Genomic DNA, 17,725 nt, shown 5'->3' on the forward strand with positions numbered 1-17,725 from the left:
ATTAAATTTAGTGATTTACAAACTTAAGATGTGTATAATTAATGCTGGGTTTGGTGTTTAATTCAAAGTTTTGTGTATTTTTACTAAGTCCGTCAAATCATTTTGATTTGACTTTTGATAAAACAATATAAAGGCAAACAAAATGCTTTGCCTCGTGCTAAACTGAAAGTCTTCTGACTTTCAATTCCCGCACTAACCATACACGAAACGTTGTAGTAAATTACGAAAATGAAATCCTATTTATCATTAACCTTATTTTTATTAATTTTTTCATTCTCTTTTGGACAACGTAAACTAACCGAAAGTGAATTAATAAATATTCAAACTCAAATCGAAAAAGATGCGGTAAAATTGAAAGATTCTCTTAATTCGAATAAAGATGAATTCACGACTGAGTATGAGATTGAAATAAAAATAGATCTATACAAGGTAAATGAATTGAGAAAACGCAAGATTGAAATTGACTGGTCTACAGCAGGAATGTCAAACGCTGTGTATCAAGAAGAGAAAGGGTATGACAAACTTCTGAACAAATATTATTCTATTCTTAAAAACAAACTATCTACTGAAGACCGAAAGGCGCTTACTGAATCACAGAGAAACTGGATTAAATTTCGTGACTCTGAAAGAAAATTAAGCTCTATTATCAGCTATGACCAATACTCAGGAGGTGGAACTATTCAGTCGAATATTAGGGCAGGAAAATTCTGTGAAATAACCGAACAACGGTTAATTGAAATTATTGGTTATATAAATAGAATCGTTGAATAAAACTTACTACAACAAAGTATAAACCTTATAGCTAGCTTTAGTCTACTTACAAAAATCCTAGCAGATTTTCTATTCGTTTTTTATTTGCTAAATTAGGTGCTTGAAACACGCCATTAATCATACATAAAATAGTAATTAACAATTTGATAAATAGTACTTTACTGAAATAGGTTGGCTAAAAATTCTAAAATAATATTGTAACTTTTAATACCACAAGAATACTAATAATATAGGTATCGGTAATGACATTATATAATATATAATGAACAGAATAGACATCAAAAAATTTAAAACAATAAGATTTTTATGAAAAAAAACACCAAACTAGTAAATGGAATTGCGATTGGAGTTGGAATAGGAACCGCTGTTGGAGTTGCAACAGATAATTTAGGATTATGGCTTAGTCTTGGTATAGCAATTGGAGTCGGAATAGGAACTACACTTGATAAAAAAAATAAATCGGAAGAAAGTAATAAATCCTAATATTTTAAAAATAATGTAAATTTACAACAACTCACCATCTAAAAATTACATAACAATTAGCAAAAAAGAGTCAACCTATATCAGTATAATACACAATATGGAAACTTATATAAATGCAAATCCAGAATCTGGAAAGAATTTCTATCAGGAATTCCACGATAAGGGAAAAATTGTAATGCTAAACCTATTGAGGTTTCGAGAAAAAGCTGAGTATAAAAATTTGGAACAAATAAAACCTATCGAAATAATTAGCGGAGAAGAAGCGTATAAACTTTATATGAAGAACACTTTGCCTGAATTAGAAAAAGCAGGCAGCCGAATAATTTATTATGGAAAAAGCAACCGTTTTTTAATCGGACCTGAATATGAAAAATGGGATGCAATTTTGATAGTCGAGCACGAGTCGGTTGTTAAATTTATGGAATTTGCACAAAACGAAGATTATTTAAAAAATGCTGGACATAGAACTGCTGGAGTAAAAGATTCCCGATTACTACCTTCGGTTGAAATAAAAAACTATACTTAACAGGTGTAAAAATATAGGGTACTTGAGCTTAACCTAAAAATCTGTAAGTATTAACAAAGTCCGCTAAATATAAAATTGGATGTTATAGAAAAAGATAAAAGCAAAATATTTATATTTTGTGTAATAACCTGAAGCAGAATTTTTTATTGTCTACTCTGCGTTTTTAATACTGAAGTTGTAAAACGTAAATAGCCAAGTATAAAGCAGAACTTAATGAAAAAAAATATTAAATAATTATTACCTTTAACTATACTTTGCTTCGCAAGGGTTGGAATATAGTTTTATTTTGGATAGTTTAAATGACTGTTTAGTTAAAATACAGCATCTATCAACCTGTATAATTCACTGTTCAGTATGTATTTGGAAAATCCTAGTAGATTTTATACTAGTTCTTTTTCTTTTATTTTTTTAAAACTCTACACAACTAAATTGCAAACAATATGTTGCGGTATAAATTGAATAAAATAAAAAATACATTAGATGTAATAATGGGTTTTGTATTGGTAATAGGTTTTTTTTGTTCTATTCTGTTTACTAATTTAATTATAGAATCATGCAACGAATTGTATACAAACAGTTTTAAACCTTTTTTAAAAAATAGGGTCTTAATAAAAAGTAAATTTATGAAACAGTCTATTTTACTCTTTATAATTGGCCTTTCTTTTCTACACTGCTCCAAGGCAGAAGATGATAATGTAATTGATTTTCCGAATCTCGAAATAGATGTCAGAGTAGGCGATGTTACAATAAACTACGTAAATCCCGAAATTTCACCAAGAGATAATTATATGGTTTGGATAGAACTTGATACAATTAATGGTGTATCAGGTAAAGTTTGGCAATGCGGTATAAACCCAGAAACTGGAGATTTAATCCCATCAAATGGAAAAGGCTTTAGTCCGTTTACTTCTAATATTTATGCACGTCCAGCAGATTGGGGTTTGGATAAGTTGGGGGTTTTCTATGTAGGAGCTTCAACTCAAGGACAAATAAAATTGGTACGCCCAACAAGCCCGACTACAGCAACTGTTACAGACATTGCTATGCCCATTGATAATAAACGAAGAGTATTTTACCCTTCTCAACTTCCAAACGAAAACAAAAGATTTGTAATTTATATTTTAAACGATGTTATTAATGGTTTTTCGGCAAATTATCCGCAAAATACAAAATTTCAGTTGCGACTTCTGGATCTAGATAATCCAACAAATGATTACTTAATAGAAGAACAACCAAGTCTATACCCGTTAATTGTACCCATGGACATTATTGTACCAAGATGGATAAAAGGCAGTTCTTATATTACTTACGGGTATAAAGATTCCAATGGCGTTGTACAGGCAAAACAATTTAATGCACTTAACCCAACCGCGGCTGCAATTCCTATAACTAATGATTTAGCTAATAAAGTAGATGGTAATACAGTTTTAAACACATTAAATGGTGATCAATATTTTATAAGTGGAATTAATGCAACAAACACGGCATATGTATATAAAAGAACATCTTTTGAAGCTATGTTCTTTCAAGATGAAATAATAACACCAACCACGATAAATTTAAAAACACCAGCTTTAAATCAATCGCACGAACCTTTTATCTTTAATAGTCAGTTATATTCAGCCTTTCAAATTAATAACGACGGAAACAATTTTTCTCAAACAGCATTTAATCGACCTGGTGAAATTTGGTTAACAACATTAGACAATCCAAATCAACAAATGTGGTTATTAAATGAATTTGACAGTACTTTAAATGTATCCGAACCAGAAGCCTACATTGGTAAAGATAAAGTTTGGATATTTTATTCGGCTGCTAAATTAGATGGTACACAATCTTACATTAACAGGAAATATCAATTAAGAAGATGTGAAGCTCCATTTAATTAAAAATTAAGTAACTTTTTATAAAATAAAATCGTCCTAGAACCGATTAAAAAATGGTTGTTATTTCATTAAAAAAAATAAAAAGATTCAAAGCAAAAAGCAATTATGAAAGCAACTATAGATATTTTAGATTGATCGGGTTCGGGATTAATAATACTTGCAAAGGGTTTTACCCCTATTAAGGGTGAAAAGTATTTAGAATATAGTAAATATTTAAACTTATTTGGTGGAGTTCTAATAGCAATAAATGGTTATTAATATGATGTAATTCCTGTATTTGTAACAGACTTACTTTGGAGTTTTATTGCAATAATAACAATTTATTAAAGACGCGATAAAAGATACAGGCAAATGTGACTAAAGTCACAAAACAAATTAAATACCCATCGTAAATTTGTGATAAAAAATACTACCATGAATTACCAAATTAAAGCGTCATCCATTTTAAATAAAGATGCTATAGTTCATATAAAGCAATCCAACATAGATTTTGGAACAACTTCAAAAACTGCCAAATTGTTACCCAATCCTGCTGAACTATTTTTGGGTGCTTTTGCTTCTTGCGTTCTTAAAAATGTTGAACGTTTTTCTGGTATGATGAAATTTACCTACTCAAGAGCAACTATTCAAGTAAATGCTACACGTCTTGAACACCCGCCAAGAATGGAACATATAGTGTATGAGCTGATAATCCATAGTAATGATAAAAAGCTAAATACGGCTTTATTAAAAAAAAATATTGAAAAGTTCGGCACAATCTACAATACTGTAAAATTATCTTGTTCTATTTCTGGCACCATAAGAATAATTGAAAATGTTTGATTGCATACAAAAAACACGTTGAATATTTGTTTTCAGAAAAATATATTTCAAGTGATTTATGTAGATAAGAAGGAAACCGAATAGACTACCTAAAAACTTGAGGCAGCAGTTAAGGCTTTGTTCTCAAATGCGATTAAAAACCGAAAAGAAACACCAATTGATTAACGGATTTTACTTTTATTAGTGGTAATGGTTAATGACAGCTATTAGTTCGAGTCCATCAATAACCAACATAACCACTATAGCTTTTATTTCTAAAAATTTTTTTAGTAAACGAAAAGCGTTTTTAAGTAACTTGGTGTCACGATTATTTCATATACAGACGGATTATATTTACCTATTGTTTTTGCCTTTGGTAAAGGATTATTTATTAAACTTTTTACTTATTTATTGGCTTTTAAAGTAATACAAGTAGGTTTTTCTAAAATAGTATTGCTAAAATTGAAAAAGTAATGAGAACCATTGCCGGTGTTATTTCTATAATTATAGAGTTGTATAATGTTTCTATGTTTTAAGAATGCTATAATAACCACCACATCAAAAACTATATAAATTACGTTCTTATAAGTTTGTCTTTCTTTTTGCTGTCAGGTTTCAATGACAATTCATTGCGCTTGAAACCAATTCGTTAACAGGAGCAGGAGAAATGTAAGGTATACCTAAACCTAGACCACGTAAAATAAACAATACACCAATTATAATTACAAAAACAGGAATAGCTTTTTGTATGCGTTGTTTTATAGCGGCATTTAAAAACTTGCCTAAATAAATAGCCGAAGTCATTAAAGGTACAGTGCCTAGACCAAATAAAATCATATATAAAAAACCTTGTGAAATAGTTTGGCTAGCTAAACTCCCCAAGACAGCCATATAAACTAATCCACAAGGCAAAAATCCATTAAGAAAGCCAATAGTTAAAAATGTATCGGCCGTTTTCTTTTTTAATGCTAAACCTAGTTGACTTTTAACTTTAGCAATTATTTTATGCAACGGTTTAGATAAGTTGTATTTATTAAAAGTTTTATAAGGAAGTAAAACCACTATAATAATTAAAACACCAATGATGATTGATAATTGCTGTTGAAACCCAAAAATGTATAGGTTTTTGCCAATAATCCCGAAAGCTAATCCTATTAATCCATAAGCCAATAACCTCCCAATATGATAAATAGTGATTTGACTTATTTTTATAACCGAGTTACTCCTGTTAACAGGAAGCATAAAAGCTATTGGTCCGCACATCCCGACACAATGAAAACTTCCTAAGACTCCTAATATGAATGCAGACCAAAGCATTTAATAAATAATTTCTTTTGTAAATCGATAAGGTGTATCGTTATAATTCCAATCTACTATAATGTTCCAACGACCACCTAACAAACGGGTTTCAGGTATGAGCAAATTGTGGTTAGACAATGAAATAGCTGTTTCAAAGTCAAATTGTTTGTTAGATGGCCTGTATAGGAACACTTTTCCTGTTATTTTTTTTTCATCAAAATTTTCAGGGAATATTAATAATATTCCTCTGTTGGTTTTTTTGTATGTAATGTTATGTTTTAGTTTTTTTGCGTTTTCTTCTTTGTAAATATTATTTTGAAGATTAAGTTCTTGCTTGTAATAATCTTCGGTTACTAAATCGTGGTTGTATTTATTATCGGTACTCATGGTTACAACGAAATACATAATAAAACTTATAAAGCCTATAAAAGCTAATACAATACCAGTTCCCCAATTTATTTTCATAATGCTATTTTTTTTATTAATATTCAACCATCAACCATCAACCATCAACCATCAACCATCTCAATGATAACTACGAGGCCCTAAAAAGTTAACCGTTGTTGTTTCAATAAGTTTATTATGGCTATACACGTCAATAGTCAATTTATTTTTATCACCTTTTAAATCACTTTTACTTAATTCTATAAATAAAGTGCCTTCCGCAATACCTTGTTCAGGAACGGTAAAATCATCAGTAGTTGAAACAAGTTTTATATCACCATTAAAATTTCTAAGTTTAAAATTAACATTGTCTATTTCTGTCGTGGTTTTGTTAATGAGTTTATATGTAAACACATTACTAATAATGTTGTTCTCTTTTTTTTCGTAAAGTTGCCCAGGTAATCGTAAAATTCTTGCTTCAACATCGTTTCGTAAAAGTAGCATGCCCGCCAAAACACCAATTAAAATAGTTAATACGGCTATGTAACCTTTTAATCTCGCGGTTAGTTTAAATGTTTCTTTCTTTTCAATTTCATCTTCACTAGCATAACGAATTAAGCCCTTTGGTAAATTAATGCTTTCCATAATATGGTCACACTCATCTATACAAGCGGTACAGTTTACACATTCTAACTGCGTGCCGTTTCTAATATCAATTCCTGTTGGGCAAACATTTACACATTGTAAACAATCTATACAGTCTCCATGTCCTAGAGCTGTTCTGTTTTGGTTTTTTCTAAATTTTTTGCGTCCGCTTTCGCCTTCACCACGCTTGTGGTCGTATGCAACTACAATAGATTTGTTGTCTAATAACACCCCTTGTAATCTTCCGTAAGGACAAGCAATAATGCAAACTTGCTCTCTAAACCAAGCGAAAATAAAATAGAATACTCCTGTAAAAATAAGTAGTGGAAATAGTGTGTTTAAATGTGCTGAAGGCCCATCAATTACATAACCAATTAGTTTGTCGCTACCAATTATATAGGCTAAAAATATGTTGGCTATTAAAAATGATATAATTAAAAATATAAACCATTTTAAAAGTCGTTTTCTAATTTTTTCGGCATTCCATTCTTGTTTATCTAGTTTTCGTTGTTTATTTCGGTCTCCATCAATCCAATATTCAATACGACGAAATACCATTTCCATAAAAATGGTTTGTGGGCAAATCCATCCGCAAAAAATACGACCAAAACCTACAGTAAAAAGTGTTATAAAAACAACACCAATTATCATGGAAACTACAAATAAGTGAAAATCTTGTGGCCAAAACGGAAATCCAAAAATATTAAAACGACGTTCTAATACATTAAACATTAAAAATTGGTTGCCGTTTATTTTTATAAAAGGTGCAGCAAATAAGAAGGCAAGCAGTACGTAACTAACCATTTTACGTTTATCGTAAAATCTCCCACTTGGTTTTTTGGGGAAAACCCAAGCACGCTTGCCTTCATTGGTAATTGTTCCAATAGAATCTCTAAAGTTTTCGTTATTTTGGCTTTTAAGGTTCACTTTATAATTTATTGTTCTGGTATAGTATCTGTATTGGTTTCTTTTGATGTATTTTCAGAAACCCATAAATCGCCTTGAGCTTCTTTAGATTCGGCAGGTGTAGTACCTTGAAAGCTTAATACGTAGCTTGCTACTTGTGCAATTTCTGCTGGTTTTAAGCTTTGTTTCCAGGCAATCATACCTTTACCATCTCGACCACCTTCAGAAATGGTTTTAAATACATTTTTAATACCACCGCCTAAAATCCAATATTCGTCGGTTAAATTCGGACCAATACCACCGCCACCATCGGCTTTATGGCAGGCTACACAATTTGTATCGAAAATTTTCTTTCCATTGCCTAAATCTGAAGCTTCGGTAAGTAATTCAACAGTATTAAAATCGACTAAATCTTTTGCGGTTTTTTTGTATTCTTCAATAGCAATTTTAGCTTCAGCATATTCCTGTTCTAGTTCATCAAACTGTCCTTCACCGTTAAATACATGATATTTTAAAAGGTATATAGCTGCAAATGCAATTGAAATGTAAAAACTGTAAATCCACCAAGGTGGTAAAGAATTATCTAACTCGCGAATGCCATCGTAATTATGATCTAGAATTATTTCGTGTTCTTCTTCTATAGGTTTAGATCCTAATAGCTTTTTATACACCTTTTTAATCCAGCTAACAAATTTAGATGGTTTTGCATTTTGAGCATCAAAACGAGCTTTAGCTTCTTCGTTTAAACTTTGGTAAACTAAATTTCTCATGGCGCTTACTATGCCTTCAATGGCAATTAAAATAAGCAACACTAGAATTAAGAATAATGATAATAAAGGATATTCTATAAATGCTGGTTTATCGACTGAGTCTATAACATATTCAGCGAAAGCTGCAATGATGAAGAATAAGGCAGGAACTCGAATCCAAGAGGGGAAATACGGTCTCATAATTGGTTAGGTTTTTTATCTAATGGTAATTGACTAACGGTGTTTATATAGTCTTTTTTTGCTGTAATAACCCACCAAAACAGGGCTACAAAAAAGATGAAAAATATAAGTAAGGATATTAATGGGTAAATTTCTATACCCGTAATGCTCTCCATATGGTTTTTTACAAACTTCGACATAACTTTATTGATTTAGTGTGGTTAAGGTTTCTTCTATTTCTTGAACTTTAATATCGGTTCCTAAACGCTGTAAATAAGCTATTAAAGCGGTTATTTCACGATTTCTCATTTCAATAAAAGAAGTTCCACCAGCTTTTTTATCGGCTTCATAAGTTTCAGCAAAATCAGGATCTGTATACAAGTTTTGTTCTATTTGTGTGCCTTGTTCTAGCATGCTTTTTTGCGCATTTGCAATATCGTCTTCGGTGTATGGTACACCTAGTTTAACCATGGCTTTCATTTTAGATTCGGTCATCGATTTATCTAATTCGTTTCTAACTAGCCATTGGTAAGCTGGCATAATGGATCCAGATGAGGTGCTTTGCGGATCATACATGTGGTTTAGGTGCCAGTTATCTGAATATTTTCCACCCACACGATGTAAATCTGGTCCTGTACGCTTACTTCCCCAAAGGAATGGATGATCGTAAACAAATTCGCCTGCTTTACTGTAATCGCCGTAGCGCTCAACTTCGCTTCTAAACGGACGCACCATTTGCGAATGACAACTAACACAGCCTTCGCGGATGTAAATATCACGTCCTTCAAGCTCTAAAGGGGTGTATGGTTTTACACTGGCAATAGTTGGAATGTTAGATTCTACCATTATAGTTGGTATAATTTGAATTATACCACCAATTAATATGGTTATAGTTGCTAAAATGGTTAACTGTACAGGTTTACGCTCTAACCAGGTATGAAAAGTTTCTCCAGCAATTCGTCTTTTTGAAACACGTTGAAGGGCAGGAGCTTCAGCTAATTCATCGGTTACTTGGCTACCTTTTTTCATGGTAACAATAACGTTGTAAGCTAAAACAAACATACCGATGATGTAAAGCGATCCGCCTATGGCACGCATCCAATACATTGGTATAATTTCAGAAACAGTTTCTAAAAAGTTACCATAAACTAAAGTGCCATCTGGATTAAATTGTTTCCACATACTGGCTTGTGTAAATCCAGCAACATACATAGGTAATGCATACATAATAATACCTAAAGTACCTATCCAGAAATGTAAATTAGCAAGTTTTGTTGAGTATAGTTTAGTTTTGAATAATCGTGGAATTAACCAATAAATCATACCAAAGGCTAAAAAGCCGTTCCAAGCTAAGGCTCCAACATGAACGTGTGCAATAACCCAATCTGTAAAGTGCGCAATGGCGTTTACATTTTTAAGTGATAGCATTGGCCCCTCGAACGTAGCCATACCATAACCTGTTATAGCAACAACCATAAATTTTAAAACAGGATCTGTTCGTACTTTATCCCAAGCACCACGCAAGGTTAAAAGTCCGTTTATCATACCACCCCAAGACGGCATTAATAACATTACCGAGAATGCTACACCTAAATTTTGAGCCCATTCTGGTAAAGCTGTGTATAATAAGTGGTGAGGTCCTGCCCAGATATAAATAAATATTAAGGACCAAAAGTGTACAATTGATAATCTGTAAGAATAAATAGGTCTGTCTGCAGCCTTTGGAACAAAATAATACATTAGCCCTAAAAATGGGGTTGTTAAAAAGAAGGCAACTGCATTATGCCCGTACCACCATTGTACTAAGGCATCTTGAACACCAGCGTAAACCGAATAACTTTTTAAACCGCTAACCGGTAATTCTAAACTATTAAAAATATGCAGTACAGCAACCGTAACAAATGTGCCCAAGTAAAACCAAATGGCAACATACATGTGGCGTTGTCTTCTTTTTAAAATAGTTCCTATTAAATTCCAGCCAAAAACCACCCAAACAGCAGCTATTGCGATATCGAACGGCCATTCTAATTCGGCGTATTCTTTACTGGTAGTAAAACCTAGCGGAAGTGTAATAGCAGCACCAACAATAATTAATTGCCAGCCCCAAAAGTTAATATTACTTAGGACATCGCTAAACATTCTAGCTTTAAGTAAGCGTTGCGATGAGTAGTAAACCCCTGCAAAAATGGCATTACCAACAAAGGCAAAAATAACAGCGTTGGTATGTAATGGGCGTAGACGACCAAAACTTAGCCAAGAAATACCGTCGGTAAGGTTAGGGAATAAAAACATAAAGGCCAAAAGTAGGCCAACAAGCATACCTACAACACCCCAAATCATGGTGGCGAGTAAGAACTTTTTAACAATCTTGTTGTCGTAATAAAATTGTTGTACTTCCATAATAGTTAATTAAACTTTAGTTTTATTAATGGTTTTGTTAGGTTTGGTTTTAACCAATTCGTCTTCAAAAAGCATGCGTACAGATGGCGTGTAATCATCATCATATTGTCCAGATTTTACAGCTTTTATAAAGCCAATAAAAAAGACGATAGCAATGGTTATGCTAATGGTTAGTAATACATATATAACACTCATACCTACTTGAAGTTATGGTTCAAAATTACGTTGGCATCTTTTTTTAAAAGATGATATTTATCATGTTTCATAAGTTTTTTATTTTAATTTCTGGCCTAAAATGTTAGTGGCAATGGTTGTAAAAATCACAATGCTAATAGAGCTTAACGGCATTAATATAGCTGCAATTACAGGCATAAGTTGCCCCGTGATGGCAAAGTATAAACCAATAGCATTGTAGAAAAAGGAGAACACAAAACTCCATTTTATAATTTTTATAGCGGCTTTTGATGCCTTTATGTAATGATATAATTGATTAAATTTTGAAGCGTCAAGAATCGCATCGCATGCAGGAGAAAATACATTTATGTTTTCTGAAATAGCAATACCAACATTACTTTGTGCCAGTGCACCTGCATCGTTTAAACCATCGCCAATCATAAGCACATTAGCGCCATTGTTTTGATGGTGTTTTATGTATTCTAACTTGTCGTTAGGTTTTTGATTAAAAATAAGTTTGGTTTTGCTTGGTAATAGCTTTTTTAGGTTGTTTAATTCGCTAGCGTTATCTCCTGAAAGAATAGCTAAATCGTAATTAGTTTTTAATTGATTGAATAACTTTGAAATGCCTTTTCTATAAGCATTATAAAAAGTGAATTTGCCTTTGTAAGTATTATTTGTACTAATATGAACCGCTGTACTTAATTCGGTTTCCGGTTGAAGTTGCCCAACATATTTTGCAGAACCTATTTTAATAGATTCGTTTTGTGTTTTGCCATAAATACCTTCTCCTAAGTGTTCTTCAAAATAGTCTAAACTTTCAATATTATTTTGTTGAAGCAATTTGTATAAAGACCTGCTCAAAGGATGATTTGAGTGTCTTAACGTACTCGTTAGCAAAATTTCTTCGTTTGGCGTTAATTTTGAGCCTCGATAAGTTGTTTTTGTTTTTTTGTTTGAAGTTATTGTGCCTGTTTTATCAAAAAGAATAGTGTCTATTTTGGCAAGTTGCTCAATAACCGATGCATTTTTTAAATAAAATTTTAGTCTACCAAAAATGCGCAACAAATTGCCTAAAGTAAAAGGCGCAGAAAGAGCAATGGCACAAGGGCAAGCAATAATTAAAACAGAAGTAAATACGTTTAAGGCTTTGGTGGCATCAACAAATAACCAAAATGTAGTAGCAACTATGGCTATGCTTAATACAGTAATAGTAAACCGTTTACTTATGGTGTTTGTTAAGGTTGTAAAGCCATCTTCTTTATTTTTATTGAATACATCGTTGCTCCATAGTTGTGTTAGGTAACTTTGTTCTACTGCATTTAAAGCTTCTATTTCAATGCTTCCAGAAGTTTGTTTTCCTCCAGCAAAAAGTTTATCTCCAGAGGCTTTTTTTACAGCTTCAGATTCACCGGTAACAAAACTGTAATCAATGTTGGCATTTCCGTTAATTAAAATGCCGTCAACAGGAATAAGTTCTTCGTTTCTAATTAATAATCGGTCGCCTTTTTTAATATCATAAACTTGAATAGGTTTTTCTTCTCCTTTATGAATTTTGGTTACAGCAATGGGGAAGTACGATTTGTAATCGCGCTCGAAAGACAAAAAATTATAGGTGCGTTGCTGAAAATATTTTCCGAGTAATAAAAAGAAAACTAAACCTGTTAAACTATCGAAAAAGCCAGTGCCAATATTTAAAACAATTTCGGCGGTGCTTCGTATAAATAAAACCAAAATACCAAGCGCTATAGGAATATCAATATTTAGTAATTTACTTTTTAAACCTTTGTAGGCCGATACAAAATAATCTTGAGCAGCATAAAATACAACAGGCAAGGAAAATGTAAACATAAGCCAGCGAAATACGGTTTTATATTGCTCTAGCCAGAATTCATTAACTTCAAAATATTCTGGAAACGATAAAAACATAACATTACCAAAGGCAAAACCAGCAACACCTAGTTTGTAAATTAAGCTGCGATTAACTTTGCTTTTACCTGTACTAAAATCTTCAAGAGAAATATAAGGTTCGTAGCCAATTTTGCTTAGTAATAATACCGCTTCTTTAAGCGAAAACGCTTCGGTTTTATAGGTGATTCTAACTGTTTTTTTACCAAAATTTACTTTAGAAGCCGTAATATTAGGGTTGAGTTTGTTTAGGTTTTCTAAAATCCAAATACAAGAACTACAATGAATATGCGGAATAGTTAAGGTGGCAATTTGGTGTTTACCATCATTAAATTCAGTTAGTTTTTCAATTATAATTTTATCTTCAAGAAAATCGTATTTGCCTTCAATATCTTGGGGTGTTGCACCTGGCGTTTGTTGTAAATCGTAATAGCAGGTTAAATCATTTTCAGAGAAAATTTCATAAACCGTTTTACAACCGTTGCAACAAAAGTCTTTTTCTTGATATGTAACATGTTGGCTTTCGCAGGGGTCTCCACAGTGAAAACAAGTTGTTTTATTCATAATATTTGCTCCTAAATACCTGATGCAAATATTTATACTTCACCTTTTAAAAAATATGATATTAATCAGCTTTTGTCTATTTTTACCTCAATATTTTGTAATTTAAAACGTATAAATGCTAAATAATAACGATGTATTTAATGTGCTTTTCGATGCTGTTTCCGAGGGTGTAATTGTAGTAAACGAGCAGCAAAAAATTGTAGCTACAAATGCTTCTGCAGAAAACATGTTTGGGTATTCTAAGCATGAGCTTTTAAATCAGGATTTATTAGTTTTAATTCCAAAGGATTATCACCATTCTCATAGTGATAATGTAGAAAACTTCATGGCGCATAAAGAGCGTAGGCAAATGGGGCACGGGCGCGATTTGTATGGTATATGTAAAAACGGAAATGCTATTCCTGTAGAGGCCGGTTTAAATCCTTTAGAGATAGAAGGAGAAAGTTACGTTATGGCTATAGTTATTGATATTTCTGTGCGTAAGAAACAAGAAGAAGAATTATTGAGGTTAAACAATAAGTTAGAAGAAGAAGTAAAACAGCGTACTAAAGAATTACGTTATACTGTAGATTCTTTAACTATTGTAAATAAAGAACTCGACGAAGAAATAAAAAAGCGTATTGAAGCCCAAGGGAAAACCGTAAAAGCTTTAAAAAAAGAAAAGGAACTTAACGAGCTAAAAACAAAATTTTTATCGTTGGTTTCGCACGAGTTTAAAACCCCTTTAAGTGGTATATTAACTTCCGCGATGTTGTTAGGTAAATACAAATTAAGTGAACAACAAGAAAAACGAGATAAACACATAAAAACGATAACAGATAAAGTACATTATTTAAATAATATTTTAAACGATTTTTTATCTGTTGAGAAGTTAGAATCTGGAAAAATAAAATACAATTACAGTAATTTTAATGTTAGTAAAATTGTAAACGAGGTTATTTATAATGCGAATATGCTGTTAAAAGAGGGACAAGTAATTAACTATCCAGAAAACATTGATGAATACTCAATGTTTCAAGATGAAAAAACTGTGGAGTTGGCACTATCAAATTTAGTTAACAATGCGGTTAAATATTCCTCTGAAAACACTATTATAGATATTAATATTCAGCAAAACGATACCACTACAACATTTATAGTAAAAGACAACGGTATAGGAATACCTAAAACTGAACAAAAAAATATTTTTAACCGATATTTTAGAGCAGAAAATGCATTGCTAACCCAAGGCACGGGTATTGGGCTAAATATTGTAAAAAGTCATATTGAAAATTTAGGAGGTTCTATTAGTTTTACCAGCGAAGAAAATAAAGGAAGCGAATTTATATTTAAACTACCAAACACAGCAAAACAATGAAAAAAGTTTTACTTATTGAAGATGATGCCGTATTAAGAGAAAACACCGAAGAATTATTAGAGCTTTCTAATTTTAACGTAGTTACAGCACCCAACGGAAAATTGGGAGTAGAACAGGCTAAAAAAGAACTTCCAGATATAGTAGTATGCGATATTATGATGCCAGAGTTAGATGGTTATGGCGTACTTGAAAACCTTGCTAGCACAGAAGCAACTAAATATATACCTTTTATATTTTTATCTGCAAAAACCGAACGTAAAGATGTACGAAAAGGCATGGATTTAGGTGCCGACGATTACATTACAAAGCCTTTTGAAGAAGAAGAGTTAATTAGTGCTATTAATAGCCGTATAGCAAAAGCAGCTATATTAAACGAGGAACGCCTTGCGAAAGAAAGCGGAGAAAAAGAAGATGAACTACGTTCGTTAAACGATTTAAAAAACTTTTTTGAAGATAACGGAGAAGAGGTTGCTTACAAAAAAGGTGATTTAATTTTTGAAGAAGGTCAACATTCAAATAAGGTTTACCTAATATCAAAAGGTTTAGTAAAATGCCATAAACTAGACGAACAAGGTAAATATTTAACAACTGCACTTTATAAAGAAGACGATTTGTTTGGTTACAACTCGTTAAACCAAATTACACCATACCAAGAAACTGCAACAGCAATGCAAGATTCGCAGTTAGTAGCATTGTCAAAGCAAGTGCTTGAAGATGTGTTAGATAGTAATCACAAAGTAACTTTAGAGCTAATACAATTACTTACCGACAATATTACCGATGTAAAAGATCAATTACTACAAATGGCTTATAGTTCGGTAAAGCGCAGAACCGCAATTACCTTAATTAAATTTGCCGAAAAAATAAACAGAAAACCAAACGATGCAATTCGTGTATCTAGAAACGATTTAGCTAGTGTTGCCGGTGTTGCCCAAGAAAGTTTAATTAGAACTTTGTCTAGTTTTAAAGATTTGGGGCTTATTGAAATTGAGGGTAGAAATATTAAAATTTTAGACATTAATAAATTACACCATATAAATTAGCAGGTTTTAGGTTTAAATACATAGGTATGATTTTGGTCATATTTAAATAAAAATATCCCGACTACTTTTGTATTAAAGTACAAGTGAGGATGAAAAATATTTTAATACCAACAGATTTTTCCGAAAATTCTTTGAATGCCATTAGGTATGCGGTTAGTCTATACAAAGATGCCGCTTGTAATTTTTATATTTTACATGTTGAGGCAGAAATAGATAATAATGAGTCAAATCTTGATATTCACTCATCAGTAATAAATATAGAAAAAACATCTATAAACGGTTTTTTGAAGGAATTTGTAAACCGTGTAAAAAAAAACGTTACGTTTAACAAAAATCATCAGTTTTTTACAATAGCCAATCATGATTCTTTAATTAACTCTATACGAGAAGAAGTATTACTTAAAAATATAGACTTAATAGTCATGGGCACCAAAGGTATTTCCGGCTGCAGCGAACGTACTGTGGGAACAAATGCGGGTAACGTTATTACTAAAGTTAAGTGTAATACGTTAATAGTTCCAGAGAATGCAAAATTTGAAGTACCAAAAAAGATTGCCTTTCCAACAGATTTCTCAATTTTTTATAACGTTAATACATTACTACCACTTACTGAAATTATTAAAAATAATAATTCTGAAATTGAGTTTCTTCACATTAGTAAGCGAGATTTAGTATTAAATGAAAATCAACGCATAAATATTGAGTATTTAGAAGACTATTTCGCCGACATATCACATGGTTTTCATTTTTTAACACATACAAAAATAGAAAATGCAATTCAAGGTTTTGTAAACGATAAAGACATTACTTTAATAACCATGCTTGGTAAAAATCTCAATTATTTTCAGCATATATTATTTCATCCTTTAGCAAAAGAAATTAGTTACTACAAAGATGTACCATTTTTAGTGTTACATTAAAATAGGAGTTTAGCGAATAGTATAATAAAATCACATAAATAAAATACGTATGGGTAAATGTGAGCAATGTATAATAAGGCAATTTAATGCCTTAAAATCATTACATAAAGAAGATCTAATTCGAATAACAGGCTGTAAAACCTCAAAAAAGTTAAGGAAAGGAGAAGTGATTTTTGAGGAAGGTGAAAACATAAATGGTGTGTTTTGTATACGTGAAGGTGTTTGTAAATTAACTAAGCTGAGCCCTAATGGAAAAGAACAAATTGTTAGATTAGTTATTAAAGGAGATTTGTTAGGGCAGAGATCATTAGTCTCTAATGAGGTCGCAAATTTAACCGCCGTAGCTGCCAGCGACATGGAAGTGTGTTTTATTCCTAAGCAGGAAATTTTATTCGATTTAAGTCAAAATATTAATTTTTCAATGAATATGTTAAAAAGTATGGCTGAAGAGTTAAAATTGTCTGAAAATATTATTGTTGATATGGCACAAAAAACGGTTAAGCAGCGTTTGGCTGAAACGTTATTGTATTTAAAAGAAAATTTTGGAGAAGATATTAATGGTTTTTTGAATATTATTTTAACTCGCGAAGATTATGCTAATATCGTAGGAACTGCAACTGAATCGGCTATAAGACTGCTTTCTCAATTTAAAAAAGAAGGCTTAATTAGTGCTGAAGGAAAAAAGATAAAAATAAATAACGCTGAAGCTTTAAAACTTGTAGAGTAATT

The 17,725-nt window shown here is 31.7% G+C and carries 17 protein-coding genes; 9 read left to right on the forward strand and 8 right to left on the reverse strand.

Annotated features, from left to right (window positions below; all coding sequences use genetic code 11):
• The first annotated feature begins 228 nt into the window (after positions 1-228).
• The 5 genes from PW52_RS14225 (at position 229) to PW52_RS14240 (ending at position 4,488) form a co-directional block, all read left to right on the forward strand.
• Positions 229-771 (forward strand): lysozyme inhibitor LprI family protein, encoded by a 543-nt coding sequence (locus tag PW52_RS14225; protein ID WP_044633648.1) that lies wholly within the window; start codon positions 229-231, stop codon positions 769-771.
• A 306-nt stretch (positions 772-1,077) separates the two neighbouring features.
• Positions 1,078-1,254, forward strand: coding sequence for a hypothetical protein (locus PW52_RS17565; protein WP_165586781.1), 177 nt, complete (start codon positions 1,078-1,080; stop codon positions 1,252-1,254).
• Positions 1,255-1,351: 97 nt separating this feature from the next.
• On the forward strand, positions 1,352-1,780 hold the full coding sequence (locus tag PW52_RS14230) for a hypothetical protein (protein ID WP_044633649.1): 429 nt from the start codon (positions 1,352-1,354) through the stop codon (positions 1,778-1,780).
• A gap of 623 nt (positions 1,781-2,403) precedes the next feature.
• Positions 2,404-3,669, forward strand: coding sequence for a hypothetical protein (locus tag PW52_RS14235; RefSeq protein ID WP_131454009.1), 1,266 nt, complete (start codon positions 2,404-2,406; stop codon positions 3,667-3,669).
• Between the two features lie 411 nt (positions 3,670-4,080).
• Complete coding sequence (locus PW52_RS14240; RefSeq protein WP_044633651.1) at positions 4,081-4,488, forward strand: OsmC family protein; 408 nt, start codon at positions 4,081-4,083, stop codon at positions 4,486-4,488.
• Between the two features lie 594 nt (positions 4,489-5,082).
• On the opposite strand, the gene PW52_RS14250 is transcribed toward PW52_RS14240, so the two are convergent.
• The 8 genes from PW52_RS14250 to PW52_RS14285 form a co-directional block, all read right to left on the reverse strand.
• Positions 5,083-5,784: a sulfite exporter TauE/SafE family protein gene (locus PW52_RS14250; RefSeq protein ID WP_044633653.1), complete on the reverse strand. Its 702-nt coding sequence runs from the start codon at positions 5,782-5,784 to the stop codon at positions 5,083-5,085.
• Positions 5,785-6,231 carry a FixH family protein gene (locus PW52_RS14255; RefSeq protein WP_044633654.1) on the reverse strand — a complete coding sequence of 149 codons (447 nt, stop codon included), beginning with the start codon at positions 6,229-6,231 and terminating at the stop codon, positions 5,785-5,787.
• A 60-nt stretch (positions 6,232-6,291) separates the two neighbouring features.
• Positions 6,292-7,722 carry a cytochrome c oxidase accessory protein CcoG gene (gene ccoG, locus PW52_RS14260; RefSeq protein ID WP_044633655.1) on the reverse strand — a complete coding sequence of 477 codons (1,431 nt, stop codon included), beginning with the start codon at positions 7,720-7,722 and terminating at the stop codon, positions 6,292-6,294.
• A gap of 8 nt (positions 7,723-7,730) precedes the next feature.
• Positions 7,731-8,651 (reverse strand): cbb3-type cytochrome c oxidase N-terminal domain-containing protein, encoded by a 921-nt coding sequence (locus PW52_RS14265; protein WP_044633656.1) that lies wholly within the window; start codon positions 8,649-8,651, stop codon positions 7,731-7,733.
• Complete coding sequence (locus PW52_RS14270) at positions 8,648-8,830, reverse strand: cytochrome c oxidase subunit IV (protein ID WP_044633657.1); 183 nt, start codon at positions 8,828-8,830, stop codon at positions 8,648-8,650. The genes PW52_RS14265 and PW52_RS14270 overlap by 4 nt, the downstream gene beginning before the upstream one ends.
• Positions 8,831-8,834: 4 nt before the next feature.
• Entirely contained in the window at positions 8,835-11,030 is a 2,196-nt protein-coding gene (gene ccoN, locus PW52_RS14275; RefSeq protein ID WP_044633658.1) for a cytochrome-c oxidase, cbb3-type subunit I, read from the reverse strand.
• 9 nt (positions 11,031-11,039) lie between these two features.
• Entirely contained in the window at positions 11,040-11,225 is a 186-nt protein-coding gene (gene ccoS / locus PW52_RS14280) for a cbb3-type cytochrome oxidase assembly protein CcoS (RefSeq protein WP_044633659.1), read from the reverse strand.
• Between the two features lie 78 nt (positions 11,226-11,303).
• A complete protein-coding gene (locus PW52_RS14285; RefSeq protein ID WP_044633660.1) occupies positions 11,304-13,676 on the reverse strand; it encodes a heavy metal translocating P-type ATPase in 2,373 nt (790 codons plus the stop codon).
• Positions 13,677-13,791: 115 nt separating this feature from the next.
• Here PW52_RS14285 and PW52_RS14290 point away from each other — a divergent pair, with 115 nt between their 5' ends.
• From PW52_RS14290 to PW52_RS14305, 4 genes are all read left to right on the forward strand, one after another.
• Entirely contained in the window at positions 13,792-15,033 is a 1,242-nt protein-coding gene (locus PW52_RS14290) for a PAS domain-containing sensor histidine kinase (RefSeq protein WP_044633661.1), read from the forward strand.
• Positions 15,030-16,076: a response regulator gene (locus tag PW52_RS14295; protein WP_044633662.1), complete on the forward strand. Its 1,047-nt coding sequence runs from the start codon at positions 15,030-15,032 to the stop codon at positions 16,074-16,076. The genes PW52_RS14290 and PW52_RS14295 overlap by 4 nt, the downstream gene beginning before the upstream one ends.
• A gap of 89 nt (positions 16,077-16,165) precedes the next feature.
• Entirely contained in the window at positions 16,166-16,996 is an 831-nt protein-coding gene (locus PW52_RS14300) for a universal stress protein (protein WP_044633663.1), read from the forward strand.
• A gap of 49 nt (positions 16,997-17,045) precedes the next feature.
• The gene (locus tag PW52_RS14305) at positions 17,046-17,723 is read left to right on the forward strand and encodes a Crp/Fnr family transcriptional regulator (RefSeq protein ID WP_044633664.1); all 678 of its coding nucleotides are present in this window, start codon (positions 17,046-17,048) and stop codon (positions 17,721-17,723) included.
• Positions 17,724-17,725 lie beyond the last annotated feature (2 nt).

The sequence above is a fragment of the Neotamlana sedimentorum genome, from assembly GCF_000943565.1.
GTDB lineage: Bacteria > Bacteroidota > Bacteroidia > Flavobacteriales > Flavobacteriaceae > Neotamlana > Neotamlana sedimentorum.

Coding starts and splice junctions, on each gene's coding strand:
- PW52_RS14225 (WP_044633648.1), top strand. CDS start 229: ATGAAATCCTATTTATCATTAACCTTATTTTTATTAATTTTTTCATTC.
- PW52_RS17565 (WP_165586781.1), top strand. CDS start 1,078: ATGAAAAAAAACACCAAACTAGTAAATGGAATTGCGATTGGAGTTGGA.
- PW52_RS14230 (WP_044633649.1), top strand. CDS start 1,352: ATGGAAACTTATATAAATGCAAATCCAGAATCTGGAAAGAATTTCTAT.
- PW52_RS14235 (WP_131454009.1), top strand. CDS start 2,404: ATGAAACAGTCTATTTTACTCTTTATAATTGGCCTTTCTTTTCTACAC.
- PW52_RS14240 (WP_044633651.1), top strand. CDS start 4,081: ATGAATTACCAAATTAAAGCGTCATCCATTTTAAATAAAGATGCTATA.
- PW52_RS14250 (WP_044633653.1), bottom strand. CDS start 5,784: ATGCTTTGGTCTGCATTCATATTAGGAGTCTTAGGAAGTTTTCATTGT.
- PW52_RS14255 (WP_044633654.1), bottom strand. CDS start 6,231: ATGAAAATAAATTGGGGAACTGGTATTGTATTAGCTTTTATAGGCTTT.
- PW52_RS14265 (WP_044633656.1), bottom strand. CDS start 8,651: ATGAGACCGTATTTCCCCTCTTGGATTCGAGTTCCTGCCTTATTCTTC.
- PW52_RS14270 (WP_044633657.1), bottom strand. CDS start 8,830: ATGTCGAAGTTTGTAAAAAACCATATGGAGAGCATTACGGGTATAGAA.
- ccoN (WP_044633658.1), bottom strand. CDS start 11,030: ATGGAAGTACAACAATTTTATTACGACAACAAGATTGTTAAAAAGTTC.
- ccoS (WP_044633659.1), bottom strand. CDS start 11,225: ATGAGTGTTATATATGTATTACTAACCATTAGCATAACCATTGCTATC.
- PW52_RS14285 (WP_044633660.1), bottom strand. CDS start 13,676: ATGAATAAAACAACTTGTTTTCACTGTGGAGACCCCTGCGAAAGCCAA.
- PW52_RS14290 (WP_044633661.1), top strand. CDS start 13,792: ATGCTAAATAATAACGATGTATTTAATGTGCTTTTCGATGCTGTTTCC.
- PW52_RS14295 (WP_044633662.1), top strand. CDS start 15,030: ATGAAAAAAGTTTTACTTATTGAAGATGATGCCGTATTAAGAGAAAAC.
- PW52_RS14300 (WP_044633663.1), top strand. CDS start 16,166: ATGAAAAATATTTTAATACCAACAGATTTTTCCGAAAATTCTTTGAAT.
- PW52_RS14305 (WP_044633664.1), top strand. CDS start 17,046: ATGGGTAAATGTGAGCAATGTATAATAAGGCAATTTAATGCCTTAAAA.